The 26,478-nt window shown below is 68.1% G+C and carries 25 protein-coding genes; 23 read left to right on the forward strand and 2 right to left on the reverse strand.

Annotated elements, in window-relative coordinates; all coding sequences use genetic code 11:
* Positions 1-248 precede the first annotated feature (248 nt).
* Positions 249-1,169, reverse strand: coding sequence for a thioredoxin-like domain-containing protein (locus tag ON19_RS06260; RefSeq protein WP_043688199.1), 921 nt, complete (start codon positions 1,167-1,169; stop codon positions 249-251).
* 93 nt (positions 1,170-1,262) lie between these two features.
* On the opposite strand from ON19_RS06260, the gene argS reads away from it, so the two are divergent.
* The 12 genes from argS (at position 1,263) to ON19_RS06320 (ending at position 15,816) form a co-directional block, all read left to right on the forward strand.
* Positions 1,263-2,921 (forward strand): arginine--tRNA ligase, encoded by a 1,659-nt coding sequence (argS, locus tag ON19_RS06265; RefSeq protein ID WP_043688201.1) that lies wholly within the window; start codon positions 1,263-1,265, stop codon positions 2,919-2,921.
* Between the two features lie 61 nt (positions 2,922-2,982).
* On the forward strand, positions 2,983-4,404 hold the full coding sequence (gene lysA, locus ON19_RS06270; protein ID WP_043688202.1) for a diaminopimelate decarboxylase: 1,422 nt from the start codon (positions 2,983-2,985) through the stop codon (positions 4,402-4,404).
* A complete protein-coding gene (locus tag ON19_RS06275) occupies positions 4,401-5,756 on the forward strand; it encodes a homoserine dehydrogenase (protein ID WP_083899172.1) in 1,356 nt (451 codons plus the stop codon). The genes lysA and ON19_RS06275 overlap by 4 nt, the downstream gene beginning before the upstream one ends.
* A gap of 80 nt (positions 5,757-5,836) precedes the next feature.
* Positions 5,837-6,898, forward strand: a complete 1,062-nt coding sequence (gene thrC, locus ON19_RS06280; RefSeq protein ID WP_043688205.1) for a threonine synthase — start codon at positions 5,837-5,839, stop codon at positions 6,896-6,898.
* 25 nt (positions 6,899-6,923) lie between these two features.
* A complete protein-coding gene (gene thrB, locus ON19_RS06285) occupies positions 6,924-7,877 on the forward strand; it encodes a homoserine kinase (RefSeq protein ID WP_043688206.1) in 954 nt (317 codons plus the stop codon).
* 328 nt (positions 7,878-8,205) lie between these two features.
* A complete protein-coding gene (gene rho, locus ON19_RS06290) occupies positions 8,206-10,305 on the forward strand; it encodes a transcription termination factor Rho (protein WP_043688208.1) in 2,100 nt (699 codons plus the stop codon).
* Positions 10,306-10,999: 694 nt separating this feature from the next.
* A complete protein-coding gene (gene rpmE / locus ON19_RS06295; protein ID WP_039796334.1) occupies positions 11,000-11,230 on the forward strand; it encodes a 50S ribosomal protein L31 in 231 nt (76 codons plus the stop codon).
* A gap of 81 nt (positions 11,231-11,311) precedes the next feature.
* Entirely contained in the window at positions 11,312-12,382 is a 1,071-nt protein-coding gene (gene prfA, locus ON19_RS06300) for a peptide chain release factor 1 (RefSeq protein WP_043688210.1), read from the forward strand.
* Positions 12,383-12,413: 31 nt separating this feature from the next.
* Positions 12,414-13,286 (forward strand): peptide chain release factor N(5)-glutamine methyltransferase, encoded by an 873-nt coding sequence (gene prmC, locus ON19_RS06305; RefSeq protein ID WP_043688212.1) that lies wholly within the window; start codon positions 12,414-12,416, stop codon positions 13,284-13,286.
* Positions 13,287-13,526: 240 nt separating this feature from the next.
* Positions 13,527-14,195 carry an L-threonylcarbamoyladenylate synthase gene (locus tag ON19_RS06310; RefSeq protein ID WP_043688245.1) on the forward strand — a complete coding sequence of 223 codons (669 nt, stop codon included), beginning with the start codon at positions 13,527-13,529 and terminating at the stop codon, positions 14,193-14,195.
* On the forward strand, positions 14,192-15,349 hold the full coding sequence (locus ON19_RS06315; RefSeq protein ID WP_043688213.1) for a glycosyltransferase family 4 protein: 1,158 nt from the start codon (positions 14,192-14,194) through the stop codon (positions 15,347-15,349). Before ON19_RS06310 ends, ON19_RS06315 begins: the two co-directional genes overlap by 4 nt.
* A gap of 11 nt (positions 15,350-15,360) precedes the next feature.
* Complete coding sequence (locus ON19_RS06320) at positions 15,361-15,816, forward strand: Cg1360 family ATP-synthase-associated protein (protein WP_043688215.1); 456 nt, start codon at positions 15,361-15,363, stop codon at positions 15,814-15,816.
* A 16-nt stretch (positions 15,817-15,832) separates the two neighbouring features.
* Here ON19_RS06320 and ON19_RS06325 read toward each other — a convergent pair whose 3' ends face one another.
* Positions 15,833-16,087: a hypothetical protein gene (locus tag ON19_RS06325; RefSeq protein WP_043688216.1), complete on the reverse strand. Its 255-nt coding sequence runs from the start codon at positions 16,085-16,087 to the stop codon at positions 15,833-15,835.
* Positions 16,088-16,107: 20 nt separating this feature from the next.
* Between ON19_RS06325 and atpB the strand changes: the two genes are divergently transcribed.
* The 11 genes from atpB (at position 16,108) to murA (ending at position 26,172) form a co-directional block, all read left to right on the forward strand.
* Entirely contained in the window at positions 16,108-16,935 is an 828-nt protein-coding gene (gene atpB / locus ON19_RS06330) for a F0F1 ATP synthase subunit A (RefSeq protein ID WP_483238127.1), read from the forward strand.
* A 76-nt stretch (positions 16,936-17,011) separates the two neighbouring features.
* A complete protein-coding gene (locus tag ON19_RS06335; protein WP_039796339.1) occupies positions 17,012-17,260 on the forward strand; it encodes an ATP synthase F0 subunit C in 249 nt (82 codons plus the stop codon).
* A gap of 5 nt (positions 17,261-17,265) precedes the next feature.
* Positions 17,266-17,826 carry a F0F1 ATP synthase subunit B gene (locus tag ON19_RS06340; protein WP_043688218.1) on the forward strand — a complete coding sequence of 187 codons (561 nt, stop codon included), beginning with the start codon at positions 17,266-17,268 and terminating at the stop codon, positions 17,824-17,826.
* A gap of 19 nt (positions 17,827-17,845) precedes the next feature.
* Positions 17,846-18,655 (forward strand): F0F1 ATP synthase subunit delta, encoded by an 810-nt coding sequence (locus ON19_RS06345; protein ID WP_043688220.1) that lies wholly within the window; start codon positions 17,846-17,848, stop codon positions 18,653-18,655.
* A gap of 53 nt (positions 18,656-18,708) precedes the next feature.
* Positions 18,709-20,346, forward strand: a complete 1,638-nt coding sequence (gene atpA / locus ON19_RS06350; protein WP_043688221.1) for a F0F1 ATP synthase subunit alpha — start codon at positions 18,709-18,711, stop codon at positions 20,344-20,346.
* Positions 20,347-20,478: 132 nt separating this feature from the next.
* A complete protein-coding gene (locus tag ON19_RS06355) occupies positions 20,479-21,450 on the forward strand; it encodes a F0F1 ATP synthase subunit gamma (protein ID WP_043688223.1) in 972 nt (323 codons plus the stop codon).
* A gap of 96 nt (positions 21,451-21,546) precedes the next feature.
* Positions 21,547-22,995, forward strand: coding sequence for a F0F1 ATP synthase subunit beta (gene atpD, locus ON19_RS06360; RefSeq protein WP_043688224.1), 1,449 nt, complete (start codon positions 21,547-21,549; stop codon positions 22,993-22,995).
* Positions 22,996-23,001: 6 nt separating this feature from the next.
* The gene (locus ON19_RS06365; RefSeq protein ID WP_043688226.1) at positions 23,002-23,379 is read left to right on the forward strand and encodes a F0F1 ATP synthase subunit epsilon; all 378 of its coding nucleotides are present in this window, start codon (positions 23,002-23,004) and stop codon (positions 23,377-23,379) included.
* 261 nt (positions 23,380-23,640) lie between these two features.
* Entirely contained in the window at positions 23,641-24,063 is a 423-nt protein-coding gene (locus tag ON19_RS06370) for a DUF2550 domain-containing protein (protein ID WP_043688229.1), read from the forward strand.
* Positions 24,064-24,115: 52 nt separating this feature from the next.
* Positions 24,116-24,697, forward strand: a complete 582-nt coding sequence (locus tag ON19_RS06375) for a cob(I)yrinic acid a,c-diamide adenosyltransferase (RefSeq protein WP_043688230.1) — start codon at positions 24,116-24,118, stop codon at positions 24,695-24,697.
* Positions 24,698-24,912: 215 nt separating this feature from the next.
* The gene (murA, locus tag ON19_RS06380; RefSeq protein ID WP_043688232.1) at positions 24,913-26,172 is read left to right on the forward strand and encodes a UDP-N-acetylglucosamine 1-carboxyvinyltransferase; all 1,260 of its coding nucleotides are present in this window, start codon (positions 24,913-24,915) and stop codon (positions 26,170-26,172) included.
* The last annotated feature ends 306 nt before the right edge of the window (positions 26,173-26,478 follow it).

The following is a 26,478-nucleotide window of genomic DNA, read 5'->3' on the forward strand; positions in this document are numbered from 1 at the left end:
GTCGGCCCCGGCCGGTGTTTCGGCAGTGGTAGCTCCGGCGGGTGTTTCCGGAGTGGCAGCTCCGGCAGGTGTTTCGGCAGTGGCAGCTCCGGCGGGTGTTTCGGGAGTTGCAGCTCCGGCGGCTGTTTTGGGAGTTGCAGCTCCGGCGGGTGTTTTGGGGGTGCCGGCCCCAGCGGTTGTTTCGGGAGTGCCGGCCCCAGCGGATGCTTCGCGAGAGCCGGCCGCGGCGTCTTCGCGATCGCCGGACACTACTGCCCCGCGCCGGGTGCGGGCTGGGCGGGCGCGGGCTGCGCAGGCACCGGAGCGCCGGGCATACCGGGCAGCCCGGGGAGGCCGGGAACGCCGGGCACACCCGGAAGGCCGCCGGGCGCACCACCGAACTCGGTCGGATCCGGCTGCAGGCCCTTGCCGTCCATCGGCACCGCGTCGGGTCCGGGCGGCGTCGGGTCGAACGGCGGCGGGTTGTCGGTGTCGAAGACGATGGTCGAGCAGTCGGCGCCCACCTCGGGGTAGGTGTAGTTGTTCAGCCGCAGTGCGGTGATGAACTGGCCGACGCGCTTGTCCTCCGCGCTGTCGAGCTTCAACTGATGACCCCAGGACTGCAGCGACACCGCGGTGTCGAGGCCGGGGTAGGGCGACATCAGCGTGTACGGCTTGCCCTCGACCTTCGCCTTCAGCGTCTCGATGCCGTCGGCGTTCACCTTGTCCGGGTTGTAGGTGATCCAGACCGCGCCGTGCTCGAGCGAGTGCACCGCGTTCTCCACCCGGATCGGCTTGCTGTAGACCACGCCGGTGCAGGTCGCCCAGGACTGGTCGTGCGGGCCGCCGAACGGCGGCGCCTGGTCGTAGGCCACCCGCTGGTTCGAGCCGATGTGCAGGCCCGCGGGGTATTCCTTCTTCACCACGCCCGCGATCCCGTCCGACGGGTCCTTCTTCTGCGCGCTCGGCGTGTACTTCTCCAGATCGGCCTGCTCCCGGTACTTGGGGACCAGGTTGTAAGCCAGCGCGCCGATCAATGCGATGATTACTACGGCCGCGCCGATGGCCAGCCAGGGGACCTGGCGATTCTTCTTCGGAAGCTGCCCTTGTTTGCCCCCCTTGCGGGGACCCGACAACTTCGCCGCGGCCTTGGCGGCCTTGGCCGATTTGGCGCTGGGACTGCTAGGCATCGCTCAGTGTGCTCTTTCGACGTTGATGGATCCGCTGGCTGCGCAGTGCCCACCCAGAGGTGTACACCCGCCAAGACCATAGGATAGAGACTCGTGACTCCAGCTGACCTTGCAGATCTCCTTCGCTCGACCGCGGCGAAGGTGCTTGTCGAACGTGGACTGGACCCTGCGGTCCTGCCCGACGAGGTCACGGTGGAGCGTCCGCGAAACCCGGAACACGGCGACTATGCCACGAATGTCGCGATGCAGGTGGCCAAGCGCGCCGGAACCAAGCCGCGTGACCTGGCCACTTGGCTGGCCGACGCACTGGCCGACGCGGACGGTGTCGCCGCCGCCGAGGTCGCCGGGCCCGGCTTCCTGAACATCCGCCTCGCCGCCTCAGCACAGGGCGCGATCATCGAGCGGGTGCTCGCCGCGGGCGCCGCCTACGGCACGGCCGACACGCTGAAGGGCACCCGGATCAACCTCGAGTTCGTCTCGGCCAACCCGACCGGCCCGGTGCACCTCGGTGGCACCCGCTGGGCGTCGGTCGGCGACGCGCTGGGCCGCATCCTGGCCGCGCAGGGCGCCGACGTGGCGCGCGAGTACTACTTCAACGATCACGGCGCGCAGATCGATCGGTTCGCCGCCTCGCTGGTCGCGGCCGCCACCGGCGCGCCGACTCCGGAGAACGGGTACGCGGGCGCTTACATCGGCGAGATCGCCGACAAGATCATCGCGGCGCACCCCGACGCGCTGAGCAAGCCGGAGGGCGAGCGCCTCGAGCTGTTCCGCGCGGTAGGCGTCGAGCTGATGTTCGCGCACATCAGGGAGTCGCTGCACGATTTCGGCACCGACTTCGACGTCTACTTCAACGAGAGCTCGCTGTTCGCCTCCGGCGCGGTCGAGCAGGCGGTGCAGCGGTTGAAGAACTCCGGCGATCTGTACGAGAAGGACGGCGCCTGGTGGATCGCCAGCTCGGAATACGGTGACGACCAGGACCGGGTGGTCATCAAGAGCGACGGCAAAGCGGCCTACATCGCAGGCGACATCGCCTACTTCCAGGACAAGCGCGCCCGCGGCTTCGACCTGTGCATCTACATGCTCGGCGCCGACCACCACGGTTACATCGGCAGGCTGAAGGCCGCCGCGGCCGCCTTCGGTGACGATCCGGCGACCGTCGAGGTGCTGATCGGGCAGATGGTGAACCTGCTGCGTGACGGCGTCGCGGTGAAGATGAGCAAGCGGGCGGGCACCGTGGTGACGCTCGACGACCTGGTCGAGGCGATCGGCGTGGACGCGGCGCGATACTCGCTGGTGCGTTCGTCGGTGAACTCGAGCATCGACATCGACCTGAACCTGTGGGCCAGCCAGAGCAACGAGAACCCGGTCTACTACGTGCAGTACGCGCACGCCCGGACCGCGTCCATCGCGCGCAACGCCGCCGAATTCGAATACGACGCCGTGACCCCCGATCTCGCGCTGCTGTCGGCCGAGGAGGAGGGCGAGCTGATCCGCACCCTCGGCGAGTACCCGCGCGTGGTGGGCAGCGCGGCGAGCCTGCGCGAACCGCACCGGGTGGCCCGCTACCTGGAGGAGCTGGCCGGCGCCTACCACCGTTTCCAGACCAACAAGAACCTGCGCGTCCTGCCGCTGGGTGACGACCCCGTCTCGCCGACGAACGCCGCCCGGCTCACTCTGGTGAACGCCACGCGCCAGGTCTTGGCCAACGGCTTGGGTCTGCTCGGCGTCAGTGCGCCGGAGCGCATGTGACCGGCCGGCCGACCAGAGCGAGGAAGGAAGTACCAGTGAGCGAGCGGAGTGAGGACAAGGCATGAGCGCACATCCCGCCGGTCCCCGGCATGCCGAGATTCCGCACGCGCCGAATCTGCCGGAGCGTCCGAGCGATCCGAAGCAGATGATCGACCTGCCCGTGAACGTGTGGCCGCGCAACGCCGTGCGCGACGAAGACGGCGTCGTCCGTTTGGCCGGCGTGCCGGTGCACGAGCTGGCCGCCCAGTTCGGCACCCCGTTGTTCGTCATCGATGAGGACGACTTCCGTTCCCGCTGCCGCGACATGGTGCGCGCCTTCGGGGCGAACGCGCGGGTGCACTACGCGTCCAAAGCGTTCCTGTGCGGCGAGGTCGCCCGCTGGATCCGCGACGAGGGCCTCTCGCTGGACGTGTGCTCCGGCGGTGAACTCGCCGTCGCGCTGCACGCGGGCTTCCCCGCCGAGCGAATCGCGTTGCACGGCAACAACAAATCGGTCGTGGAGTTGGAAACCGCGGTATCCGCGGGCGTCGGCCATGTGGTGGTCGACTCGCTGATCGAGATCGAGCGACTGGAAGCCGTCGCGGGCCGCGCCGGCGTGGTGCAGGACGTGCTGGTGCGCGTCACTGTCGGTGTGGAAGCCCATACCCACGAATACATTTCGACCGCGCACGAGGACCAGAAATTCGGCTTCTCGATCGCGGGCGGCGACGCGATGGAGGCGCTCGCGCGCGTCTTCGACGCCGACAATCTGCGTCTGGTCGGCCTGCACAGCCACATCGGCTCGCAGATCTTCGAGATCGACGGCTTCGAGATCGCCGCGCGGCGCATGCTCGGCCTGCTGCGCGAGGCCATCGACAAGTTCGGCGTCGAGCGCACCGCGCAGATCGCGACGCTGGATCTCGGTGGCGGATTGGGTATTTCGTACCTGCCATCGGACGACCCGCCGCCGTTGGACCAGTTCGCCGCGAACCTGCGCGAGCTGGTCGCCGCCGAAGCGGATCGCGCCGGGTTGCCGACGCCGGTGATCGCGGTGGAGCCCGGCCGCGCCATCGCGGGTCCCGGCACGGTGACGCTCTACGAGGTGGGCACCATCAAGGACGTCTCGCTGGACGGCGGTCTGCGCCGCCGCTACGTGAGCGTCGACGGCGGCATGAGCGACAACATCCGGCCCGCGCTGTACCAGGCCGATTACGACTGCCGCCTGGTCTCGCGGTCCTCGCAGGCCGGTCCGGTGGTCGCTCGCGTCGTCGGAAAGCATTGCGAGAGCGGCGATATCGTCATCCGGGACACCTGGATGCCCGCCGATGTCGGCCCCGGCGATCTGGTCGCCGTCGCCGCCACCGGCGCGTACTGCTACTCGATGTCCAGCCGGTACAACCAGTTGACCCGTCCCGCGGTCGTCGCGGTGCGGGACGGAAAGCCCCGCCTGATCCTGCGCCGGGAGACGGTGGCGGACCTGCTCAGCTTGGAGGTGGAAGCGTGACGGCGAACGCGAACAAGGGTGCGTGGGGGACCGATCGCCCGATCGGTGTCGCGGTCCTGGGTATGGGCAATGTCGGCACCGAGGTCGTGCGCATCCTGCGCGAGCACACCGAGGACCTGCGTTCCCGCGTCGGCGCCCCGGTGGTGCTGCGCGGTGTGGCCGTGCGCAACCTCGACACCGACCGCGGCATCCCCGCGGACCTGCTCACCACCGACGCCGACGCACTCGTCGCCCGCGACGACGTCGACCTGGTGGTCGAGGTGATCGGCGGCATCGATCCGCCGCGCCGGTTGATCCTGGCCGCGCTGAACGCGGGCAAATCCGTGGTCACCGCGAACAAGGCGCTGCTGGCCGACTACACCGGCGAGCTCGCCGCGGCCGCCGAACGCAGCCGCGCCGACCTGTACTTCGAGGCCGCCGTCGCGGGCGCCATCCCCGTGGTGCGCCCGCTGATCCAGTCGCTGGCAGGCGACCGGGTGAACCGGGTCGTCGGCATCGTCAACGGCACCACCAACTTCATCCTCTCCGCGATGGACGAGACCGGCGCCGACTACTCGGACACGCTGGCCGAAGCCACCCGGCTGGGCTACGCGGAGGCCGACCCGACCGCCGACGTGGAGGGTTACGACGCCGCGGCCAAGGCCGCGATCCTCGCCTCCCTGGCGTTCCACACCCGGGTCACCGCCGCCGACGTGTACCGCGAGGGCATCTCGCGGATCTCCGCCGAGGACCTGGAGACCGCCTCGGCGCTCGACTGCACGGTCAAGCTGCTGGCTATCTGCGAGCGTGTGGACGCGGGCCCCGGCGAGCCGGGACCGGAGGACGGCGGCAAAGAGCGCGTCTCGGTGCGCGTCTACCCGGCGCTCATTCCGCGCAAGCACCCGCTGGCCGCGGTGACCGGCGCCTTCAACGCGGTGGTCGTCGAGGCGGAGAACGCCGGGCGGCTGATGTTCTACGGGCAGGGCGCCGGTGGCGCCCCGACCGCCTCCGCGGTACTCGGCGATCTGGTGATGGCCGCGCGGAACAAGTTCTACGGGGGTCGCGCTCCGGGCGAATCGGTTTATGCTGAGCTACCGATCGCGCCGATCGGCGACACGCCCACCCGCTATCACGTGAACCTGCAGGTCGAGGATCGTCCTGGGGTCCTGGCCGCGGTGGCGGGCGAATTCGCCAATCACGGGGTGAGCATCTCGACCGTCCGTCAAGAAGGGCACGGCTCGGGTGCGCGCCTGGTCGTGGTGACCCACCACGCCGTGGAGTCGGCGCTCGCGGAGACCGTGGCCGCCTTGGCGGATATGGCATCCGTCACATCCGTGACCAGCGTTCTGAGATTGGAAGGCACCGAAGAATGACCACAGTGTCGCGCAGCGACGCCACGAGGGGTGGCCGGGAGACGGGTGGGCGCACGACCGGCGTCGCGCCCCAGGCAGGAGTGCACTCCCGCTGGCCGGGCCTGATCGCGGCCTACCGCGACCGGCTCGCGGGCGCAGCCGACTGGGAGCCGGTCACGCTGTACGAGGGCGGCACGCCCCTGGTGCCCGCGCCGCACCTGTCCGAGGTGACCGGGTGCGAGGTCTACCTGAAGGTCGAGGGCCTGAACCCGACCGGTTCGTTCAAGGACCGGGGTATGACGATGGCGATGACCGACGCCAAGTACCGCGGCCAGCAGGCGGTGCTGTGCGCGTCCACCGGCAACACCTCGGCATCCGCCGCGGCCTACGCCACCCGCGCGGGCATGAGCTGCGCGGTGCTGATTCCGCAGGGCAAGATCGCGATGGGCAAACTGGCCCAGGCCGTCATGCTCGGCGCGAAGATCATCCAGGTGCAGGGCAACTTCGACGACTGCCTGGAGCTCGCCCGCAAGGTCACCGCCGATTTCCCCAGCATCGGTCTGGTGAACTCGGTGAACCCGGCGCGCATCGAGGGCCAGAAGACCGCGGCCTTCGAGATCTGCGACGTGCTCGGTAAGGCGCCCGACGTGCACGCCCTTCCGGTCGGCAACGCGGGCAACATCACCGCGTACTGGCGCGGCTACCGGGAGTACTACGCCGACGGTGTCACCGGTGGGCTGCCGCGCATGCTCGGCGTGCAGGCCGCGGGTGCGGCCCCGCTGGTCAACGGCGCTCCGGTGAAGGACCCCGAGACCATCGCCACCGCCATCCGGATCGGCGCGCCCGCCTCCTGGAACGGCGCGGTCGAGGCCAAGGAGCAGTCCGGTGGTGCGTTCCGCGCGGCCACCGACGAGGAGATCCTGGACGCGTACCGCCTGGTCGCGGCCACCGAAGGAGTGTTCGTCGAGCCCGCGTCGGCCGCCAGCGTGGCCGGTGTGCTCGCCGCCCGCAAGGAGGGCTGGCTGGATTCGGGCCTCACCGTGGTGTGCACGGTGACCGGCAACGGTCTGAAGGATCCCGACACCGCGCTGTCGGGCATGCCGCAGGTGCAGCCGATCTCGGTCGACCCGGTCGCGGTCGCCGCCGAACTAGAGCTGGCTTGAGTTGAATTCGCGTGACAGCCGGCTCATGAGCGCGACGCTGCCCGCCGGTCTGACCGTGACCGCGCGGGTGCCCGCCTCCACCGCGAACCTCGGTCCCGGGTTCGACTCGCTCGGTATGGCATTGGGGATCTACGACGAGATCCAGGTGAGCACCACCGATTCCGGGCTCACCATCCGGGTCGAGGGTGAGGGCGCCGACGACGTGCCCTGGGGCCCTTCACATCTCGTGGTCCGTGCGATCGAGCGCGGCCTGGAGTCGGCCGGAGTGTGGGCCGACGGTCTCGATGTGGTGTGCCGCAACGTGATTCCGCATTCCCGCGGGCTCGGCTCGTCGGCCTCCGCGGTGGTCGGCGGACTGGCCGCGGGGTGCGCCCTGGTCGCGAAACTGGACCCGGCGCTGGCCACGTCGGCCGACCGAATGGTCCAGCTGGCCGCCGAATTCGAGGGTCATCCGGACAACGCGGCGGCCAGTGTGCTCGGCGGGATCGTGGTCTCGTGGACCGAGAGCGAGCACCCCGCCGACGAGGCGCCGGGCACGGAGTACCACGGTCGCGTCTACCGTGCGGTGCGGCTGGAGCCGCATCCCGCGCTGCGGCCGGTCGTGCTGATCCCCGAGGAGCGCTCGTCCACGGCGCACACCCGCGGCCTCCTGCCCGACGTGGTGCCACACGGCGACGCCGCGTTCAACGTCAGTCGCGCGGCGCTGGCCGTGGTGGCACTCACCCAGCGTCCCGACCTGCTGATGCCCGCTACCGCGGACCGCCTGCACCAGGCCCAGCGTGCCCCCGCGCTACCGCTGACCACCGCCTGGATCACCCGGCTGCGCGCGGCCGGGATGGCTGCCACCGTCTCCGGTGCGGGCCCCACCATCCTGGCCCTGGGTACCAGCGAATTTCCAGCGGAACTCCGCGAACTGGCGGCGGCCGACGGCCTGCGCGTGGTGGAGCCGGGAATCGCCCAGGGCGTCCTGGTCGACTGACGGCGAGTCTGTCTTGCCGAGATTCGCAATGGACAGCTATCCTGGGCAAGTCCGTACATCGTGCGCATCAGACGCCGGTGCTTCATCAGGGCAATCGCTCCAGCAGGCTCCAGGCTCGAGCCTCCAGGCCATGGGGGTGCTGCGTAGCTGCGCAACTGGAATGATCTCTCCCCACCTTTCACCAACGGTGGAGAAGCCGCCGGTCCGGCGGGGCAGGTGATACGGCACAAAGCGCCCGGACGGACGCATCCCAGTCCGGCAGAATGCCCGGGCTGCGGGACGAACCCTCGAAACAGCACACGGCAATCGAGGGAAGGAAAGGATTTCCGTGACAGATACGGACCTGCTCGCGACACCCGGCGTGGAATCGAACCCGACGGGCGACCGCGAAAGTGAATCCGGACAGATTTCGAAGATGATCGAAAACACCGACGTCGCACGATCGGGGCTGACTGGAATGTTGTTGCCGCAGTTGCGCGCGCTTGCGGGGGAGCTCGGTATCCGAGGCACCTCCGGAATGCGCAAGGGCGATTTGATCGCCGCCATCAAGGAAAATCAGGCCGCCGGAAAGTCGGCGAAGGTGGAAAAGCCCGCCAAGGGCGAGGCCAAGTCCGCGGCAACCGCCAAGGCCGATGCCCCCGCGAAGAACGCCGCTCCCGCCGAGTCGGCGCCCGCCAAGGCCGAGCAGGCGACCCTCGACGTGACGCCCGCGGCTTCGGCCGCGTCCACCGAGGCTCCCGCCCCGGCGAAGAAGGCTGCCGCCGATTCCGCGCCCGCCGCCGAGTCGGCCTCGTCCACGGCGACCGAGACCACCGAGGAGTCCGGCCGGGAGAGCGGCCAGCGTGGTCGTGGCAGGCAGCGGCGTGGCCGTGACCAGGCGCGATCCGCGTCCACCGAGGCCGCTCCCGCCGAGACGCGTGCCGACGAACCGAAGCAGGACAGCGAACAGGGCGGCGAGCGCCGCCGCGAGCGTGGCCAAGGCGAGCGTCAGAGTGAGCGTGGCCAGGGCGAGCGTCAGAGTGAGCGTGGCCAGGGCGAGCGTCAGAGTGAGCGTGGCCAGGGCGAGCGTCAGAGTGAGCGTGGCCAGGGCGAGCGTCAGAGTGAGCGTGGCCAGGGCGAGCGCGGCCAGAGCCAGAACGGCAGCGCGCGCGACCGTGGCGGCGACGACGAGGAAGGCGGTCGCGGACGGCGCGGACGCCGCTTCCGGGAGCGTCGTCGTGGGCGCGACCGCGATGGTGGTGGCGGCGGCGGCGAGGCCCGCGAGCTGGAGATCCGCGAGGACGACGTCCTGCAGCCGGTCGCGGGCATCCTCGACGTGCTGGACAACTACGCCTTCGTTCGCACCTCGGGTTACCTGGCCGGGCCGAACGACGTCTACGTGTCGATGAACCTGGTTCGCAAGAACGGCCTGCGCCGCGGCGACGCCATCACCGGCGCGGTGCGCGCCCCGCGTGACGGCGAACAGGCCAACCAGCGCCAGAAGTTCGATCCGCTGGTGCGGCTGGACACGGTCAACGGCGGCGACGTCGAGGCGGCCAAGCGCCGTCCCGAGTTCGGCAAGCTCACCCCGCTGTACCCGAACCAGCGCCTGCGGCTGGAGACCCAGCCGAACAAGCTGACCACCCGCGTGATCGACCTGATCATGCCGATCGGCAAGGGCCAGCGCGCCCTGATCGTGTCGCCGCCGAAGGCCGGTAAGACCACGATTCTGCAGGACATCGCCAACGCGATCGCGACCAACAACCCCGAGGTCTACCTCATGGTCGTGCTGGTGGACGAGCGTCCCGAAGAGGTCACCGATATGCAGCGTTCGGTGCGCGGCGAGGTCATCTCCTCGACCTTCGACCGCCCGCCGTCGGACCACACCTCGGTCGCCGAACTCGCCATCGAGCGCGCCAAGCGCCTGGTGGAGATGGGTAGGGACGTTGTCGTGCTGCTCGACTCGATCACCCGGCTCGGCCGCGCGTACAACAACTCCTCGCCCGCCTCGGGTCGAATCCTTTCCGGTGGTGTGGATTCCACCGCGCTGTACCCGCCCAAGCGGTTCCTCGGCGCGGCGCGCAACATCGAGAACGGCGGCTCGCTGACGATCATCGCCACCGCCATGGTGGAGACCGGTTCGACCGGTGACACGGTGATCTTCGAGGAGTTCAAGGGCACCGGCAACGCCGAGCTCAAGCTGGACCGCAAGATCGCGGAGCGGCGAGTATTCCCTGCGGTGGACGTCAACCCGTCCGGTACCCGCAAGGACGAGCTACTGCTCAACCCCGACGAGGCGGCGGTACTGCACAAGCTGCGCCGCGTACTGTCCGGCCTGGACTCGCACCAGGCGATCGATCTGCTGATCGACCGACTGAAGAAGTCCAAGAACAACCTCGAGTTCTTGATGCAGGTGAGCAAGACCGCGCCGGGCGCGCTCGACGAATAGCATTGGGCTCGTCCGTCTCTCCGGGCATTCAGGCCGTACCGGCCGGGTGCCGTGGAGTTGGAGTTCATCAGTTGTCGCCATGACAACGGCCGAAAGGGTCCCGCTGGTGCGGGACCCTTTCGGCGTCCGGGGGGCGAAGAAGGCGAGGCCGACCGTGGCCGCGCCACTGATCAGCAGACCGAGGATCAGTGCGCAGTGCCCGATATCGGGCTCGGGGGCGGCGGATCGCGCGGTCTGGATGTGCACGGCGTTCTCCGGCGTCGGATAGTGCACGTTGTCGGGGAGTGCGGACAAACCGACGGCGACCGAGAGAATCAGTAGAACGAAGATCGCGGCCGCGATTCGGATGTTCACGGGGTCTCCTTCCTGTCTCGGCACGCCGATGTGCACCCAGGTATGCAACTCTATGAACGGATCTGTTCGCATTCGTGAGTAGCGGACTACCCGACTTCAGCGTCCCGGAGGCGGCGCCGATTCGCGTGCCCGGACTTCCAGGGGCGCGAACGATGGGGGAGTACCTAGGGCGGGAACAAACCACTCGCCGGGGGCGTTTTGGGAGCGTAACGGCAGTTCTGGCATACTGAACGGTCGTTGCGTCTGCTCAGGTGAGCAGAGCTCCCGCCTAGTCGGTTCCGGTTCACGCTTCGCGCGAATTCGCGTGGGCGACCCGGCGACCAAACTCGAGAGGACACCCATGAAGGCAGGAATTCACCCGACGTATGTCGACACCACGGTCGTCTGTGGTTGCGGCAACACCTTCCAGACTCGCAGCACCAAGGAGTCGGGACACATCACCGTCGAGGTCTGCTCGCAGTGCCACCCGTTCTACACCGGCAAGCAGAAGATCCTCGACACCGGTGGCCGCGTGGCCCGCTTCGAGGCCCGCTACGGCAAGCGTGCCGGCAAAAAGGCCGACGCCAAGTAGCTTCCCCGCCGACGCCCGGTCCTGCTCGCAGGCCGGGCGTCGGTGTTTTGTCTGGACAGCTACCAGGGAGAAGGAAGCACTGTGACGCAACCGTCCGCCATCGACGACATTCTGGCCGAGTACGCGGGCCTGGAGACGCAGCTGGCCGATCCGTCGCTGCACAACGATGCGGGCGCCGCGCGCCGGGTCGGCAAGCGGTTCGCCGAGCTGGCCCCGGTCATGGCGACCTATCGCAAACTGGAGACGGTGCGCGGTGATCTGTCCGCCGCCCAGGAACTCGCCGCCGCCGACGCCGCGTTCGCCGCGGAGATCCCGGATCTGGAACGGCAGGTCGAGGAGCTCGAACAGGCCCTCGCCGACCTGCTGGCCCCCCGCGACCCGCACGACGGCGACGACGTCGTGCTCGAGGTGAAGTCCGGCGAGGGCGGCGAGGAGTCCGCGCTGTTCGCCTCGGACCTGGCCCGCATGTACGTGCGGTACGCGGAGCGGCACGGCTGGAAGGTCGAGATCCTCGACGTAGCCCTGTCCGACCTGGGTGGCTACAAAGAGGCGACGCTGTCGATCAAGAGCCGCGACGCGTCGCGTGACGGTGTCTGGTCGCGGTTCAAGTTCGAGGGTGGTGTGCACCGGGTGCAGCGCGTCCCGGTGACCGAGTCGCAGGGCCGCATCCACACCTCGGCGGCGGGCGTGCTGATCTACCCGGAACCCGATGAGATCGAAGAGGTGCAGATCGACGAGTCGGATCTGCGCATCGACGTCTACCGCTCCTCCGGCAAGGGCGGCCAGGGCGTCAACACCACCGACTCCGCGGTGCGCATCACCCATCTGCCCTCCGGCATCGTGGTCACCTGCCAGAACGAGCGGTCGCAGCTGCAGAACAAAGCGCGCGCCATGCAGGTGCTCGCGGCGCGGTTGCAGGCGCTGGCCGAAGATCAGGCCGACCAAGAGGCGGCGGCGGGCCGGGCCAGCCAGATCCGCACGGTGGACCGCTCCGAGCGGATCCGCACCTACAACTTCCCGGAGAACCGGATCACCGACCATCGCATCGGTTTCAAGGCGCACAACCTCGACTCCGTGCTCGACGGCGACCTCGACGCGCTGCTGGATGCTCTGGGGAAGGCGGATCGCGAAGCGCGGATGGCCGCGGAATGATCGTCTGTCGGGCAGAGTCGGTGTCATGTCTATGACCCGAGTCGCGCTGCGTCCCGTCATCAACGACGCCGTCGAGACGTTACGGACCGCCGGGGTGCACAGTCCGCGGGCCGACGCCGAGCATTTGGCGGCGCACGTCCTCGGCGTGGAACGGACCAGGCTGGCGCTGACCCCGCTGGTGCCGCCGGAAAAACTGGACGAGTTCCGCGCGCTGGTCGACCGCCGCGCGCGGCGGATCCCGTTGCAGCACTTGACCGGCACGGCCGTGATGGGTGCGCTCGACCTCGCGGTCGGCCCCGGCGTCTTCGTGCCGCGCCCGGAGACCGAGCTGTTGTACGCGTGGGCGCTGGCGCAGCTGGAGGCGCTGCCGCACGATCACACGCCGATCGTCGTCGACCTGTGCACCGGGTCGGGAGCGCTCGCATTGGCCGTCGCGCACGCGCGCCCCGACGCGGATGTGCGCGCGGTCGAACTCGATCCGGCGGCGCTGGTCTGGGCGCGGCGCAACGCCGACGACCGCATCGCCGCGGGCGACACCCCGATCACCCTCTACGCCGACGACGCGACCGATCCCGAGCTGCTCACCGACCTGAACGGCCGGGTGGACATCGTGGTCTCCAACCCGCCCTACATCCCGGACGGCGCGCCCCTCGACCCGGAGGTGGCCGAGCACGATCCGTCCGTCGCCCTCTTCGGCGGCCCGGACGGGCTCGCGGTCATCCGCGGGATGATCCCGAACATCACCCGGTTGCTGCGCCCCGGCGGCGCCACCGCCATCGAGCACGACGACACCAACGGCTCCGGCGTAGCCGCCCTCTTGACCGCCACCGGCGTGTTCACCGACATAGAGGAGCACCCCGACCTGGCAGGTAAACCCCGCTTCGTCGCCGCCACCCACACCTGACCCGTGCCTGCTCCGCCAGCCCAGCGATCGGCTGACTTCAATGGCCGGACAAAGCGCGGCGACCGCCGCGACCACATACGTGACAACTGATCTCAGGAGCACATGGGTACCTCACCGGGTACGCCCAAGACCTTCTCGTCACCTGACGCAGGACCTGAACGCAAATCCCGCGTCACCCAACCAGTACGGCCTGAAGACCCGGAGAGGCGGGGCAGCGGAACAGATGCCAGGATGGTTGCCGTGAGTACCGTCTACGACTGCGCGGATCTCGACTCGCGCGCCGCCGGACTGTCCGCGGCCACCAGCGCCCTGAAATCCGGTCGACTGGTCGTGCTGCCCACCGACACTCTGTACGGCCTGGCCGCCGACGCGTTCGATGCCACGGCGGTGAGCTCGCTGCTGGCGGCCAAGCGCCGCGGCCGGGACATGCCGGTGCCGGTGCTCGTCGGTTCCTGGCACACCATCGACGGACTGGTGTTCTCGGTGCGCCCGCAGGCGCGCGAGCTGATCCGGGCGTTCTGGCCCGGCGGTCTGAGTCTCGTTGTGCAGCAGGCGCCTTCGCTCGCGTGGGATCTCGGTGACACGCGCGGGACGGTGATGCTGCGGATGCCGCTGCACCCGGTCGCGCTGGAACTGTTGCGCGAGGTCGGTCCGCTGGCGGTGTCCAGCGCCAACGTGTCCGGACAGCCACCGGCCAAGACCGCGGCCGAGGCCCGCGACCAGCTCGGCGAGCTGGTCGGCGTCTACCTCGACGGCGGCCCGGCCGAACACGCCGTCGCCTCCACCATCATCGACCTGACCGCCGACCAGCCGCGCGTGCTGCGCGTGGGCGCGGTGCCCGTCGCCGACATCGCCGAGGTGCTCGGCATGTCGCCGGAAGCGCTCAGCGGCGCCGCGCAGCTCGGATGATGGGTTCGAGCGCCGTCGTCCCCCTGCGGGAGCTGCTCGTCGTGCTGCTCATCTCGGCGGTGGTGACGTTCCTGGCCACCGGCGGAGTACGGGTGCTGGCGATCGGCTTCGGGGCGGTCGCCGTGCCGCGCGACCGGGACGTGCACGTCAAGCCGATTCCGCGAATGGGCGGGGTCGGCATGTACATCGGCGTGGTCGCCGCGGTCTTGTTCGCCCACCAATTGCCCGCGCTGCGCAGTGGTTTCGACTACAAGCCCAACATTCCGATCGCCGTGCTGGTGGCGAGCACGGTCATCGTGCTGGTCGGCATCGTCGACGATCGCTGGGGCCTGGACGCGCTCACCAAGTTCGCCGGCCAGGTGACGGCAGCCGGCGTCATGGCCGTCATGGGATTGGGCTGGTACGTCGTCTACAACCCGTTCAGCAACACCACAGTCGTGCTGGACGGATTGCAGGGCGGCCTGGTCACGGTCGCGGTCACCGTCACGCTGGTCAACGCCATGAACTTCGTCGACGGGCTGGACGGCCTCGCGGCGGGCCTGGGCCTGATCGCGGCGCTGGCCGTATTCGTGTTCTGCCTGGGACTGATGAACGAGCAGGGCGGCTCGGTCGACACCTACCCGCCCGCGCTGCTGGCCGCCGCGCTCGCGGGCGGGTGCCTCGGATTCCTGCCGCACAATTTCCAGCCCGCGCGGATATTCATGGGCGACTCCGGCTCGATGCTGATCGGATTGATGCTGGCCGCGGTGTCGACCGGCGCTTCGGGGCGAATCCCGCTGCAGGGGTACGGCCCGCGTGACATCGTCGGTCTGCTTTCCCCGTTGTTGCTGGTCGGCGCCGTGATGTTCATTCCGGTGCTCGATCTGTTGCTCGCGATCGTGCGCCGGGTCCGGGCGGGCGTGAGTTTCTCGACGCCGGACAAAATGCACTTGCATCATCGCTTGCTGCAGATCGGCCATTCCCACCGCCGCGTCGTGCTGCTGATCTATTTGTGGGTCGGCGTGCTCGCGTTCGGCGCGGTCGGCACGTCGCTGATGGATCGCACGCTGGTCGTGTTGCTGATGGCGGGCGGGCTGGTATTCGCGTTGGTGATCACCGCGATTCCGGGCCTGCGGCGTGGGGACCCGGCGGGAGACGGATCGGCGTCCGGGTAAAGTCGTCGGCTGTGAGCTTCACACCCCAACCCGTCCCCGGCCCCGACGCGCCCCTGCGCTCCGCGCTGCGCTACGGACTGATCGGCCTGGGCGTGCTGGTGGTCCTGGCGGTCGCGCTCGGCGCCGCCGTCGCGGGAACCGCCGGAGTGTGGGGTGCGCTGCTGGGCGCCGCGATCGGCGGCGGCTTCATCCTCACCACCGCGGCCGTCGTGCTGTTCGGCGCGAAACTGCCGCCGAGCACGGCCGGACTGATCATGCTGGTCAGCTGGGCGGGCAAGGTCCTGGTGGCCCTGATCGTCGTCGCGATCCTGCAGCGATTCGACTTCTACGACCGGGTCGTCCTGTTCCTCACGGTGGTCGGAGCGCTGGTGATCGTGCTCGGCGCGGAGACGTACGGCGTTGTCCGGCAGAAGGTTCCGTACGTGACGACGACCGACCCCCAGAGCGCTCCGGGTACTCGGGAGTAACGAAAACCCCCACCCCCTACACGCTGTCGTAGATGACTTGGTAAAGTGTTGGTAAGCAAGCGACCAAGTCGGGGATCGATGAGGGGTCACCGCCGAGATCCACCGCCTGGGCCGCTATGCTTACTGCCGTGCCGGGCTCCGAGGGGTTGTTCCGGTTCTGCATGTCGACGAATGTCGCCGACACACGTACAGACGCCTGGTGGAAATCAAAACCACCGCCCAGCTGCTGACGAACTTCGAGCCGACCTGAGTCGACCAAATTGATCGTCAATGTCCGATCGAACCGCGGGAATGACCGTACCCGCGGCCCGAACACGGGAGAGAACGCTGAGCGTCACCACTCTGGCGGCCGAGTTCCACGCGCCGTCGCTTACCGACTTCTTCCCTCCAGCTGTGCTGTTCGAGGGAACACCGTTCGAACTCGATCGATTGATGCTGATCCGCATTCTGATGTCGTTCGTTCTGGTCGGCGTGATGCTGCTGGCCTTCCGTTCGCCGAGGATCGTGCCGCGCGGCCTGCAGAATGTCGCCGAAATCGGCTTGGTCTTCGTCAAGGAGCAGATCTGCGAAGAGGTCCTCGGCAAGGACACCGGACGCAAGTACTTCCCGCTGATCGCGACGATCTTCTTCACGGTCCTCTTTCTGAACTTCTCCGGCGTCGTTCCGGGGTTGAACATCTCGTCGAATGCTCGAATCGGCATGCCGCTGGTGCTGGCCGTCGTCGCGTACCTGGCGTTCAACTACGTCGGTATCAAGAAGTACGGCTTCCTCACCTACATGCGCAGCAGCATCGTCGTTCCGAATGTTCCCCCCGCGCTGCACGTGCTGCTGATTCCGATCGAGTTCGTGTCGACCTTCATCCTGCGTCCGTTCACGCTGACCGTCCGACTCATGGCGAACATGCTGGCCGGCCACATCATGCTGGTGCTGTTCTTCAGCGCGACCTGGTTCTTCCTGTTCGACGCCGCCGCGTGGATGAAGGTGTTCTCGCCGTTCTCGCTGATCGCGGGACTCGGATTCACGCTGTTCGAACTGTTGGTCATCTTCCTGCAGGCTTACGTGTTTGCGCTGCTGACCGCCGTATACATCGGACTCGCACAGCACGCGGCCGATCACTGACCTGACCGACAACTACCGGAAACCTGCTGCACCACGCCGACCGGCGGGTGAGCAACAGAAAGGGAATGGAAGACTCATGAGCCTCGCTTACCTGGCCCAGGAAGCCGCGACGAACGAGAGCACCTTCAAGGGCCTGGGCGCCGTCGGCTACGGTCTCGCCGCGATCGGCCCCGGCATCGGCGTCGGCATCGTCGTCGGCAAGGCGATCGAGGGCATCGCGCGCCAGCCTGAGCTGCAGGGCACCATCCGTACCAACATGTTCCTCGGTATCGCGTTCACCGAAGCCCTGGCCCTCATCGGTCTCGTCGCCGGCTTCATTTTCTGATTCCGATGTACGAGTCAGTTTTGCTCGCCGCGGCGGAGGGAGAGGAAGTGAATCCTCTCGTCCCCGAAACGTACGACATCGTCTGGTCGATCGTCTGCGTCGTCATCATCGGAATCCTGTTCTACAAGTACGTGGTTCCGCGCCTGATGAAGACGCTCGACGAGCGTTCCGAGAAGATCGAAGGCGGCATCGCTCGCGCCGAAGCCGCGCAGGAAGAAGCTCAGCTCACCCTGCAGCAGTACCAGCAGCAACTGGCCGACGCCCGGCTCGAGGCCGCTCGCATCCGTGAGGACGCGCGCACCCAGGGCCAGGAGATCCTCGCGCAGATGCGCTCGGACGCCCAGGCCGAAGCCGACCGCATCATCGCGGCGGGCCACACCCAGCTGGAAGCCCAGCGCCAGCAGATCCTGACCGAGCTGCGCTCGGAAGTCGGCCGCACGGCCGTCGACCTGGCCGAGAAGATCATCGGGCAGTCGGTGTCCGACGAGGCCAAGCAGGCCACGTCGATCGACCGGTTCCTCGACGAACTCGATCAGTCGGACGCAGGCATCGGGGTCGGAAGGTAACGACGCGAAAGTGAGAAGCATGTACGCAGCGAGCCGCGAGGCCAGTGCCCGGTCTCGGGAGGCGCTTCGGGCCGCTCTGACCGGAAGCGACAGTGCCGCGGCCACGACGGGGTCGGAACTGTTCGCCGTTGTCGCCGTGCTGGACGACCAGCGTTCGCTGCGTGTGGCGCTCGCGGACGTGTCGGTGCCGGGTTCCGTGCGCGCGGAACTCTGCGAGCGGGTCTTCGGCGGCAAGGTCAGCGCTGCCACGCTGGCAGTGCTGACCACCGCGGTGGCCCAGAACTGGTCGCGCACCTCCGACCTGGTGGCCACCTTGGTGCTGCTCGGCCAGGAGGCGTTGCTGGAGTCGGCGGCCCAGCGTGGCCGGCTCGAAGCGGTCGAGGACGAACTGTTCCGGCTCGGCCGGATCATCAGCGACAACCCGGACCTGGAGCAGGCGCTGTCGGATCGGTCGCAGCCGGAATCGGCCAAGCGCGAGCTGATCCACCAGCTGCTGACCGGCAAGACGGAGGCCATCACCCTGACCCTGGCGGAGCAGGTGGTGACCAGGCAGCGGTCGAGCATCGGCGCCGCCTTCGACGAACTGGCCGACCTCGCGGCGGCTCGCCGCGATCAGATCGTCGCGCATGTGCGCGCCGCGATCGGGCTCACCGAGCAGCAGCGCGACCGGCTGGCCGCCTCCCTGCGGCGCATCTACGGCAAGGCGACCACGGTGCACATCCAGGTCGACCCGAGTTTGCTGAGCGGAGTCGTGGTGCGCGTCGGTGACGACGTGATCGACGGCAGCGCCCTCGGCCGACTGGAGAAGCTGCGCCGGGCACTGGCCTAGCGCGCTTCCACCACCCCGACATTCCAGACCCAGACAGCGAGAGCAGGAAGAACATGGCGGAGCTGACGATCTCCTCCGATGAGATCCGTAGCGCGATCGAGAGCTACACCCAGAGCTACACCCCCGAGACCTCCATCGAAGAAGTCGGTGTGGTCACCGACACCAGTGACGGCATCGCGCACGTCAGCGGCCTGCCTTCGGCGATGGCCAACGAACTGCTCGAGTTCCCGGGCGGCGTGCTCGGCGTCGCGCTCAACCTCGAGGACCGTGAGATCGGTGCGGTCATCCTCGGCGAGTTCGCCGAGATCGAGGAGGGCCAGGAGGTCCGCCGGACCGGTGACGTGCTCTCGGTTCCGGTCGGCGACAAGTTCCTCGGCCGCGTGGTGAACCCGCTCGGCCAGCCGATCGACGGCCTCGGCGAGATCGAGTCCGAGGAACAGCGCGTGCTCGAGCTGCAGGCCGCGACCGTGCTGGAACGCCAGCCGGTCGAGGAGCCGCTGGCCACCGGCATCACCGCGATCGACGCGTTGACCGCCATCGGCCGCGGCCAGCGTCAGCTGATCATCGGCGACCGCAAGACCGGTAAGACCGCGGTCTGCATCGACGCGATCCTGAACCAGAAGGCCAACTGGGAGACCGGCGACCCGAAGAAGCAGGTGCGCTGCATCTACGTCGCCATCGGCCAGAAGGGCTCCACCATCGCGGGCGTGAAGGCCGCGCTGGAGCAGCACGGCGCGCTGGAGTACACCACCATCGTCGCCGCCCCGGCCTCCGACTCCGCCGGCTTCAAGTGGCTGGCCCCCTACACCGGTTCGGCCATCGGCCAGCACTGGATGTACCAGGGCAAGCACGTGCTCATCGTGTTCGACGACCTGACCAAGCAGGCCGAGGCCTACCGCGCCATCTCGCTGCTGCTGCGTCGCCCGCCGGGCCGCGAGGCCTACCCCGGTGACGTCTTCTACCTGCACTCCCGGCTGCTGGAGCGTTGCGCGAAGCTCTCCGACGAGCGGGGCGCCGGCTCGATGACCGGCCTGCCGATCATCGAGACCAAGGCCAACGACATCTCGGCGTTCATCCCGACCAACGTCATCTCCATCACCGACGGCCAGGTCTTCCTCGAGTCCGACCTGTTCAACAAGGGTGTCCGCCCGGCGATCAACGTCGGTACCTCGGTCTCCCGTGTCGGTGGCGCCGCCCAGACCAAGGGCATGAGGAAGGTGGCCGGCTCGCTGCGTCTGGAACTGGCGCAGTACCGCGAGCTGGAGGCGTTCTCCGCCTTCGCCTCCGACCTGGACGCGGCCTCGCTGGCCCAGCTCGAGCGTGGCGCCCGCTGGGTCGAGCTGCTCAAGCAGGACCAGTACTCGCCGGTGCCGGTGGAGGACCAGATCATCTCGATCTACCTGGTCGACCGTGGCCACTTCGACTCCGTCCCGGTGGGCGACATCCGCCGCTTCAACGCCGAACTGCTGGAGGACCTGCACCGCAGCGCCGCCGACGCGTTCAAGGCGATCGAGGGCGGCAAGGTGCTCGACGGCGAGGCGGCCGAGCAGATCGAGGCGGCCACCAAGAAGTTCTTGGGGACCTTCCTCACCTCCGACGGCACTCCGCTGGTGAACGAGGCCGAGGCGGGCCAGCTCGACCACGAAGAGGTCGAGTCGCTGTCGGTGACCCGCAAGCACGTCGAGAAGTAACGCGAGCCCGCCAATGCGCTATTCGATCCGCGGCAGGAGCCAGGGGCACGAAGGAGGAAGCGTGCGCAACCTCGTCGTGCCCCGCAAATGCCGCCAATCCAACGCAGGGAATGAAGGGAGTGTGAACCGCTGATGGCAAGCTTGCGTGAATTGCGCTCCCGCATTCGTGGTGTGAATTCGATCAAGAAGATCACCAAGGCCCAAGAGCTGATCGCGACCTCGCGCATCTCGAAGGCCCAGGCCAGGGTCGCGGCCGCGAAGCCGTACGCCGAGGAGATCACCAAGGTCCTCAGCGAGCTGGCCGGCGCGTCGAAGAACCTTTCGCATCCGCTGCTGACCGAGCGGCCCAACCCGCGCCGGGCGGCCGTGCTGGTGATCACCAGTGACAGCGGCATGTGCGGTGGCTACAACTCGAACGTGCTCAAGCGCGCCGAAGAGCTGATGACCACCCTGCGCGACGAAGGCAAGGAGCCGGTGCTCTACGTCATGGGCAACAAGGGCCTGACGTACTACGCCTTCCGCGACCGCCCGTACGTGTCGGCGTGGACCGGGTTCTCGCAGCAGCCGAAGTACACCGATGCCTCGGCCGCCTGCCACCACCTGGTGGACGCCTTCATGGCGGGCTCCGACGGCGCGGTTCCCGCTCCGAACGGAACGGGTGACATCGCCGGTGTCGACGAGCTGCACGTGGTGTACACCCGCTTCGTCTCGATGTTGACGCAGACCCCTGAGGTGCGCCGGTTGGCGCCGATCCAGGTGAGCTACGTCGACGAGAACTTCGACCTGGGCGAGGACATGGTGTCGGATTCGCCGACCGCCGATGTCCACGCGCAGTACGAATTCGAGCCCGACGCCGACGTGCTGCTGGCGGCACTGCTGCCGAAGTACGTCAATACGCGTATCTACGCGTCGTTGCTCGAGGCAGCGGCATCCGAGTCCGCGGCTCGGCGCACCGCAATGAAGGCCGCCACCGACAACGCCAACGAACTCGCGAGTGTGCTCCAGCGCGAGGCGAACTCGGTGCGTCAGGCCCAGATCACGCAGGAAATCAGCGAAATCGTCGGCGGCGTGAACGCGCTGGCGTCGAGCTCGGACCGCGACTAAGCGCCGCGGCCTGAGGCACGGGGCCGGAAGCGGAAGCGTGCGCAACCACGAAGGCCCCCCGAAGGCCGCACATCGACACGGAGAGAACCAACACCAATGACCGCAGCTGTCACTCAAGACAACACGAGCCGGACCGGCGCCGCCGCGGGCCGCGTCGTCCGGGTCATCGGGCCCGTCGTGGACGTCGAGTTCCCGCGCGGAGCCATCCCCGAGCTGTTCAACGCTCTGCACGCCGAGATCGCCCTGACCTCGGTGGCCAAGACCTTGACCCTCGAGGTCGCTCAGCACCTCGGCGACGGCATCGTGCGCACCATCTCGATGCAGCCGACCGACGGCCTGGTCCGCGGCGCCACCGTGACCGACACCGGCAAGCCGATCTCGGTGCCGGTCGGTGACGTGGTCAAGGGTCACGTCTTCAACGCGCTGGGCGACTGCCTGGACACCCCCGGCCTCGGCCGTGAGGGCGAGCAGTGGGGCATCCACCGCAAGCCGCCGTCGTTCGACCAGCTCGAGGGCAAGACCGAGCTGCTCGAGACGGGCATCAAGGTCATCGACCTGCTCACCCCGTACGTGAAGGGTGGCAAGATCGGTCTGTTCGGTGGCGCCGGTGTCGGCAAGACCGTTCTGATCCAGGAGATGATCACCCGTATCGCCCGGGAGTTCTCCGGTACCTCCGTGTTCGCCGGCGTCGGCGAGCGCACCCGTGAGGGCACCGACCTGCACCTGGAGATGGAGGAGATGGGCGTCCTCCAGGACACCGCTCTCGTCTTCGGCCAGATGGACGAGCCGCCGGGCACCCGTATGCGCGTCGCCCTCTCGGCCCTGACCATGGCCGAGTACTTCCGCGACGTGCAGCACCAGGACGTGCTGCTGTTCATCGACAACATCTTCCGGTTCACCCAGGCCGGTTCCGAGGTGTCGACCCTGCTCGGCCGCATGCCCTCCGCCGTCGGTTACCAGCCCACGCTGGCCGACGAGATGGGTGAGCTGCAGGAGCGCATCACCTCGACCCGTGGCCGGTCCATCACCTCGCTGCAGGCCATCTACGTGCCCGCCGACGACTACACCGACCCGGCCCCGGCGACCACCTTCGCCCACCTGGACGCGACGACCGAGCTCTCCCGCCCGATCTCGCAGAAGGGCATCTACCCGGCCGTCGACCCGCTGACCTCGACCTCCCGCATCCTGGAGGCCTCGATCGTCGGCGACCGGCACTTCCGGGTGGCCAACGAGGTGAAGCGGATCCTGCAGAAGTACAAGGAACTGCAGGACATCATCGCCATCCTCGGTATGGACGAGCTGTCGGAAGAGGACAAGGTCCTCGTCGGTCGCGCCCGTCGTCTGGAGAAGTTCCTCGGCCAGAACTTCATCGTGGCCGAGAAGTTCACCGGTCAGCCGGGTTCGGTCGTGCCGCTGGAGCAGACCATCGACGACTTCGATCGTGTCTGCAAGGGCGAGTTCGACAGCTACCCGGAGCAGGCCTTCAACAGCTGCGGTGGTCTCGACGACGTCGAGGCGGCCGCCAAGAAGATCCTCGGAAAGTAGTCACCGATGGCGGAAATGTCAGTCGATCTCGTCGCTGTGGAGCGACTGCTCTGGTCCGGCCAGGCGTCGTTCGTCAGCGCGCAGACCACCGAGGGCCAGATCGGCATCATGGCCGGCCACGAGCCATTGCTCGGCCAGCTGGTCGAGGGCGGCACCGTGACGATCGTGGACACCGACGGTCAGCGCATCGTCGCCGCGGTGCACGGCGGCTTCTTCTCGGTCACCGCGAACTCGGTCCGGGTGCTCGCCGAGTCGGCGGAATTCGCCGACGAGGTGGACGTGGAGGCGGCCCGCCGGGTGCTGGCCGACTCCGACGCCAGCGAGGAGCAGCAGAAGGCGGCTCAGGCCCGGGTGCGCGCGGTCGAACAGGTCGCGAACGCCTGATCGACAACCTGTCATCCAGAACAAATGCTGTCGGCGGTGAAGAGTCCCTTCACCGCCGACAGCGTCTTTCAGGCGAGTCGGACACGGCCGGGCCATTTGTAAACTCGGGGCCGTGATTGAATGGCCGCACGCGGTGTGAACATCAGGGCTCGCCGGGCGCACAGCCCGCGTGCTCACGAAGAACCTGTGAACACCGCCAATCGGATGCCGTGTCGACGACATGGCGGCGTAGCGAAGGGACGTACGGCATTGCAAACCGGGATGGTTCTGCTGATCATTCTGGTGCTCACGCTCGTGTTCCTCGCGCTCGCCTCGACCTACCGTCTGATCATGTTGCGCCGCGGCGGGACTGCCGCGATTCTGCGCGTCCTCCCCGCTCGTGGCGGTCAGGGGTGGCGGCACGGATTGATGCGCTACGACGAGGATCGACTTGTCTTCTTCAAGCTCACCAGCCTGAAACTCGGCCCGGACTCCAGCATTCGGCGGCAAGGCATCGAGATCGGTGATCGGCGCGGTCCCCGCGGCGACGAGTACGACATCATGACCGACGACATCGCCGTGATCGCGGTCTCGGATCGCGCGGGCGACTTCGAACTTGCCCTGGATCGCGACTCGCTGACCGCTTTCCTTTCCTGGGTGGAATCCCGCCCGTCCGACCGCACCCGCCGGATGCCTGGCCTGTAGTTCGCGCGTTCCCGCCCGGACTTCGTCCGGCTGCTCCCGCTAGGGTTGTGCTGTGAGCGTGCATCTGACGCGGATCTATACCCGGACCGGCGACGACGGGACCACGGGATTGAGCGACTTCTCCCGGGTCGCGAAGACCGACCCCCGCTTGGTCGCCTACGCCGACTGCGATGAGACGAACGCCGCCATCGGTGTGGCGATCGCGCTCGGCGGGCCGGAGGAGACGATGCTCGCGGTGCTGCGGCAGATACAGAACGATCTGTTCGACGCCGGCGCCGACCTCTCCACACCCGTGGTGGCGGAGCCGAAGTATCCGCCGTTGCGGGTCACCCAGCCCTACATCGACCGGCTCGAGGCGTGGTGCGACGAGTTCAATGCCGAACTCCCGGCGCTCGATTCGTTCATCCTGCCCGGCGGCACGCCGTTGGCGGCCTTGCTGCACACCGCTCGCACGGTCGCCCGCCGTGCGGAGCGCTCGGCCTGGGCCGCGATCGAGGCCAATCCCGAGGACACCGGCGTCCTGCCCGCCAAGTACCTGAATCGGCTGTCGGATCTGCTGTTCATACTCAGCCGAGTGGCCAATCCCGGCGGGGATATCCTGTGGAAGCCCGGCGGACAACAGCCGAGCGCCTGATCGCGTAGCACCGGAGGCGAGTACCCGAGCGATCACGGGGTATGGCCGGCAAGGCGGCGGGATCACCTCGCCGGCCCGCAGAACGCTCACCCCGCGGCACTCGCTCGAACGGCGAAAATGTCCGGAGGCGAGGGGAGTCGTGGAGACGCGGCACCGTAGTGCGCCGCCCCAACTATCCTTGCACCAACAGTGCGCCGAATACGCGGAGAGGCGGCATGGAACGGTTTTTGGTTACCGGCGGAAACAGACTCGTCGGTGAGGTCACAGTGGGGGGCGCCAAGAACAGCGTCCTCAAACTGATGGCCGCTGCGTTGCTGGCCGAGGGCACCACCACCATCACGAACTGCCCGGACATCCTCGATGTGCCGCTCATGGGTGATGTCCTGCGCGGACTCGGCTGCGACGTGACCATCGACGGGGGGGTGGTCGCCATCACCACGCCTGCCGAGCCGAAGTACCACGCGGACTTCCCCGCGGTGACGCAGTTCCGCGCGTCGGTGTGCGTGCTCGGCCCGTTGATGGCGCGGTGCAAGCGCGCCGTCGTCGCGCTGCCCGGTGGTGACGCGATCGGCTCCCGCCCGCTCGACATGCACCAGGCCGGTCTGCGCCTGCTCGGCGCGACCAGCGAGATCGAGCACGGCTGTGTGGTGGCCAGGGCCGACGAACTGCAGGGCGCCCGGATCCGCCTGGACTTCCCCTCGGTCGGCGCGACCGAGAACATCCTCATGGCGGCGGTGCTCGCCGAGGGGGAGACGGTGATCGACAACGCCGCGCGCGAACCCGACATCGTCGACCTGTGCAACATGCTCGTCCGGATGGGCGCGCGGATCAGTGGGGCGGGCACCTCGGTGCTCACCATCCAGGGCGTCGAACGTCTCTCGCCCACCACCCACCGCGTCATCGGTGACCGCATCGTGGCCGCGACATGGGGCATCGCCGCCGCGATGACCCTCGGGGACATCCGCGTCACCGGCGTGAATCCCAAACATCTGTCGCTGGTGCTGGACAAGCTGCGCTCAGCTGGGGCGCGCATCTCGTTCGAAACGGACGGCTTCCGGGTGATCCAGGCCGAGCGCCCGCGTGCCGTGAACTTCTCGACGCTGCCGTTCCCCGGTTTCCCGACCGATTTGCAGCCGATGGCGATCGGGCTCGCGTCCATCGCCGACGGCACCTCGATGATCACCGAGAACATCTTCGAGGCACGCTTCCGGTTCGTGGAAGAGATGATCCGGCTCGGCGCCGACGCACGCACCGACGGGCACCACGCGGTGGTGCGGGGGATCCCACGGCTGTCGAGCGCTCCGGTGTGGTCGTCGGATATCCGGGCCGGCGCCGGTTTGGTCCTCGCCGGTTTGGTCGCCGACGGCACCACCGAAGTGCACGACGTCTTCCACATCGATCGCGGATATCCGAATTTCGTCGAGCAGCTGCAGGCGTTGGGCGGAGATGTGGTGCGTGTCGGCGCTGCGGATTGAGCGCCGATTCCGTCCGGGTCGGCCGCACGTTACGAACGTTTCCGCGAAAATACGTGCTGACCAGGGGATTTGACATCGTGCACGCAGACACGTAACTTATTCCAAGTCAGAGCGACACGGACACCGACCCGGGGCCCAGAAGCTGAGCGGAAACGCTGAGCGCGCGGCCAGGGAAACGAGGTAGGACGAGGAGCGCCTGACGCTCACACTGGCTCGAACGAGACCCTGGTTTGCAACCGGGTTCCCGACTGGGCTAAGCTTGAAAAGTTGCTTCACCGATCAATCGGATCAAACCGGGCGATGGTG

This window comes from Nocardia abscessus NBRC 100374 (assembly GCF_000308455.1).
GTDB classification, from domain to species: domain Bacteria; phylum Actinomycetota; class Actinomycetes; order Mycobacteriales; family Mycobacteriaceae; genus Nocardia; species Nocardia abscessus.

Bases quoted from the DNA above. Each gene is read 5' to 3' on its own strand.
- ON19_RS06260 (WP_043688199.1), bottom strand. From the start codon at position 1,169: ATGCCTAGCAGTCCCAGCGCCAAATCGGCCAAGGCCGCCAAGGCCGCG.
- lysA (WP_043688202.1), top strand. From the start codon at position 2,983: ATGAGCGCACATCCCGCCGGTCCCCGGCATGCCGAGATTCCGCACGCG.
- thrB (WP_043688206.1), top strand. From the start codon at position 6,924: ATGAGCGCGACGCTGCCCGCCGGTCTGACCGTGACCGCGCGGGTGCCC.
- rpmE (WP_039796334.1), top strand. From the start codon at position 11,000: ATGAAGGCAGGAATTCACCCGACGTATGTCGACACCACGGTCGTCTGT.
- prmC (WP_043688212.1), top strand. From the start codon at position 12,414: ATGACCCGAGTCGCGCTGCGTCCCGTCATCAACGACGCCGTCGAGACG.
- ON19_RS06315 (WP_043688213.1), top strand. From the start codon at position 14,192: ATGATGGGTTCGAGCGCCGTCGTCCCCCTGCGGGAGCTGCTCGTCGTG.
- atpB (WP_483238127.1), top strand. From the start codon at position 16,108: ATGACCGTACCCGCGGCCCGAACACGGGAGAGAACGCTGAGCGTCACC.
- ON19_RS06335 (WP_039796339.1), top strand. From the start codon at position 17,012: ATGAGCCTCGCTTACCTGGCCCAGGAAGCCGCGACGAACGAGAGCACC.
- ON19_RS06340 (WP_043688218.1), top strand. From the start codon at position 17,266: ATGTACGAGTCAGTTTTGCTCGCCGCGGCGGAGGGAGAGGAAGTGAAT.
- ON19_RS06345 (WP_043688220.1), top strand. From the start codon at position 17,846: ATGTACGCAGCGAGCCGCGAGGCCAGTGCCCGGTCTCGGGAGGCGCTT.
- atpA (WP_043688221.1), top strand. From the start codon at position 18,709: ATGGCGGAGCTGACGATCTCCTCCGATGAGATCCGTAGCGCGATCGAG.
- ON19_RS06355 (WP_043688223.1), top strand. From the start codon at position 20,479: ATGGCAAGCTTGCGTGAATTGCGCTCCCGCATTCGTGGTGTGAATTCG.
- atpD (WP_043688224.1), top strand. From the start codon at position 21,547: ATGACCGCAGCTGTCACTCAAGACAACACGAGCCGGACCGGCGCCGCC.
- ON19_RS06365 (WP_043688226.1), top strand. From the start codon at position 23,002: ATGGCGGAAATGTCAGTCGATCTCGTCGCTGTGGAGCGACTGCTCTGG.
- ON19_RS06370 (WP_043688229.1), top strand. From the start codon at position 23,641: ATGGTTCTGCTGATCATTCTGGTGCTCACGCTCGTGTTCCTCGCGCTC.
- murA (WP_043688232.1), top strand. From the start codon at position 24,913: ATGGAACGGTTTTTGGTTACCGGCGGAAACAGACTCGTCGGTGAGGTC.